The 2,167-nt window shown below is 57.7% G+C and carries 1 protein-coding gene, 1 tRNA gene and 1 pseudogene; all 3 read right to left on the reverse strand.

The features are described from left to right. Positions 1-837: pseudogene (locus AC097L_RS23265) on the reverse strand (site-specific integrase); the annotation flags it as partial. 166 nt (positions 838-1,003) lie between these two features. Next, positions 1,004-1,080 (reverse strand) — tRNA-Pro (locus AC097L_RS23270). A 26-nt stretch (positions 1,081-1,106) separates the two neighbouring features. Further along, on the reverse strand, positions 1,107-2,036 hold the full coding sequence (locus tag AC097L_RS23275) for a polyprenyl synthetase family protein (RefSeq protein WP_479589116.1): 930 nt from the start codon (positions 2,034-2,036) through the stop codon (positions 1,107-1,109). Positions 2,037-2,167 lie beyond the last annotated feature (131 nt).

Here is a 2,167-nt window from a genome sequence, read left to right on the forward strand (position 1 = left end):
GGCACTGTCAACCAAGGCGGCAAGGGAAGTCTTGATGGCGCGTTCACGGTCAATTGCCGCCAGGGCCTCGATGAGCCTAAGTTCTTCCGCAGGGGGGATACGCCGATCCCGCTCATTGAAATACTGGGGACGTCGCGCCGCATCCAGGGGATTTTTGGCAAGGTTGAAGTCCCATATCTTGGTGAGTACGGTAAAAATGGCCCGGAGGATGTCGAATTCGCGGTCTACGGTGGCTGGCATCACGCTCAGTAAACGTTCCGCGCTGTAGTCTTCAATGTCGGCTGTGGTGACCTCGGACAATCGTTTATGCATCCAAGCCAAGCAGGTGGATACTTCGCGCATCCTGTGTTTGGCGGGGCGTCTGGCGAGGTTCTTTGCCTTCAAGCGTTCCCGGTAGACCTCCAGAAGCTGGATGCCCTCGGGGCCGCTGTCTTCAAGCCAGCCTTCAACCTTTATGGTGGTGAGGTAGCGGCTGCTTTTCAGCTTGGGGACTTCTTCCTCCAGATAGCGAATCAGCAAGCTAGCGAAGCTGGTCTTGTGGGCGGCGGTGTAGTCGATGAACAGGCCGCGATGGCGTTCTTCTTCGATTTTTTTGATGTAGGCGTCCGCTTCCTCGCGCGAGCGGCACATCAACTGGTCTTCGTCGTAACCCTTTTGACGGATACGTACCAGAAAGAGGTTTTCTGCCTGGGTCAGTTTGGGCTTGAAGCCCTTTTCGCGCAGCGACGCAATATGGGCTTGGACGGCCTTGGTTTTGCTGAAGGGGAATGCTTGGGTGAGGTCGTCCCGGTTTTTGACGGTGACGGTGTAGCGAGAGCGGTTTTCGATAGATGCCATGAAGGACTCCGAGTTGAGGAGTCTTCTGTAGCGATCGTTGTTTATCCGTTGATCCAATCCATGCGCTTAAAACGGCCTGATTTGGCACAGTTTTGGCACAGTTTTGAAGTTGCCTCAAAATACGAGCACGTTGCGCGTCTGCAAGTGTTTGATTTATAAGGATTTTTGGTCGGGGTGAGAGGATTCGAACCTCCGGTCTCTACGTCCCGAACGTAGCGCTTTACCTGACTAAGCTACACCCCGATAAAGCTGGTGGGAACGCCGCAAAACTAGGAGCGGCGTTCCAATAATTGCGCGGCTAATTGTAGCAAGCCATCGGTGTAGGCATTGGGCTGGAAGTGCTTCGTGGCCTCTACCGCGCGCTGGGCTTCGGCGGCTGCGGCTTGGCGTGTGAGATCCAGCGCACCGGTGCTTTTCACAATCGCAATGATCTCGTCCAGGCGCTCGGTTTCGCCGGTTTCGATGGCGCTGCGGATCAAGGCGCATTGTTCTGGGCTGCCGCGCCGCATGGCGGCGATCAGCGGCAGGGTAGCCTTGCCTTCACGCAGGTCATCGCCCAGGTTTTTGCCCATCTCGGCGGCATCGCCGTCGTAGTCGAGTACGTCGTCAATCACCTGGAAGGCGGTGCCCAAGGCCTGGCCATAGGCGGAGCAAGCCGCTTCCACCTCGGGCGAGCTGTGCGACAGGATGGCCGCCAGCCGGGCGCTGGCTTCAAACAGCTTGGCGGTCTTGGAGCGGATCACGCGCAGGTAGGCGGCTTCATCGAGCGAGGCATCGTGCATATTGACCAACTGCATCACCTCACCTTCGGCAATCACGTTGGTGGCATCGGCCAAAATTTGCATGATGCGCATGTCTTTGGCATCGACCATCATCTGGAAGGCGCGCGAATACAGAAAGTCGCCCACCAGTACGCTGGCCGGGTTGCCGAAGGCCTCGTTGGCGGTAGGGCGGCCCCGACGCAGGGTGGATTCGTCCACCACGTCGTCGTGCAACAGGGTGGCGGTGTGGATGAATTCCACCACGGCTGCCATGTTGAAGCGCTGTGCCTCGGTATAGCCCAAGGCTCCGCACATCAGCAGCAAAATCGCCGGCCGCAGGCGTTTGCCACCCGCAGAGATGATGTACTGCGATACGGTACCCACCAGTGGTACGCCGGAGGCCAGGCGTTGCGCAATGACTAGATCCACCTCGCGCATGTCATCGGCAATGAGGGCGAGGGCGGCGGCGGTGCGGGAGGAATTGACGGACAAGGTAGAAAACGGGTAGTTACGCAATTATAGGAAGTTCGCAAGCCCAAATTACCCACCAAAACACGTTGAGTGGTGGT

The sequence above is a fragment of the Rhodoferax sp. RT5P35 genome (assembly GCF_056521385.1).